The 1,094-nt window shown below is 66.2% G+C and carries 1 protein-coding gene; it reads left to right on the top strand.

The features are described from left to right. Positions 1-109: 109 nt before the first annotated feature. Positions 110-1,094 (top strand): IS481 family transposase (locus tag Q0937_RS17900; protein WP_299306368.1); only part of this gene is annotated, 985 nt, incomplete at its 3' end.

Raw genomic sequence — 1,094 nt, 5'->3', positions numbered from 1 at the left:
TGTTGCGGGTCATGACGTTGTAGTCACGGAGCGGGGATGAAGGAACGGGTCCCTGACCGGCACGATGGGTGGTGCTGAAGCCGTCCATCTGCTGGAAGAGACCCGTTCCATGACCCACCGTAATTCGCCGCTGACCCCTGCCGGAAGACTCCGCCTGGTCCTACGTGTCGAAGATGATGGCCGACCCATCGCCCACGTCGCTGCCGAAGCCGGCGTCGCTCGCTCGACTCTGACGAAGTGGGTCCACCGCTACCGCCATGACGGCCCCGAGGCGCTGGAGGATCGCTCCAGCGCCCCGGTCAGGCGACCCTCGAGGCCACCGATCGAGGTCCTCGAACTCATCGACGCTTGGCGGCGAGAGCACAAATGGTCTGCCCGCCGCATCGCCCTCGAGCTCGCCAGCCGCGGCCACCACTACTGCGTCCGGACCATCGGGCGCTGGCTGGAACGGCTCGGGATCTCCCGCCGCCGAGATCTCGACCCGACCGGGGAGAACAACCGTGAGCCCGGGAAGATCATCGCCCGCTTCCCGGGCCACATGCTCCACCTGGACGTGAAGAAGGTCGGACAGATCCCCGACGGTGGCGGCTGGCGACTCCATGGCCGCGGCCATGCGAAGGCGCGCAAGCAGCGCGTGGGCTACACCTACCTGCACTCCGCGATCGACGGCTACTCCCGCCTCGCCTACACCGAGGCTCTGGAGAACGAGACCGCGGCAACCACCATCGGTTTCTTCTCCCGGGCGAGAGCGTTCTTCGCTGCTCACGGCATCACGCGTCTGGTCCGGGTGGTCACCGACAACGGCTCCAACTACCGCGCCAAGACCTTCGTCCGCACCGTGAACGCGCATGCTTCCCGGCATCAGCGGACCCGGCCCTACACGCCCAGGCACAACGGGAAAGTCGAGCGCTACCAGCGGATCCTCGCCGAGGAATGCCTCTACGCCCACGCCTTCTACTCCGAAGACGAACGGCGCGAAGCGATCAGCGTCTGGGTCCACCATTACAACTATCATCGGCCGCACACCGCCTGCGCTGATCAGCCCCCGGCCACCCGAGTCCACGAACGTGTCGACAACGTCATGACCTCATACA

Source organism: uncultured Brachybacterium sp. (genome assembly GCF_947500705.1).
Classification (GTDB): Bacteria; Actinomycetota; Actinomycetes; order Actinomycetales; family Dermabacteraceae; genus Brachybacterium.
The sequence above is the reverse complement of the archived record's forward strand: the minus strand, read 5'-3'. Positions and strand labels throughout refer to the sequence as shown.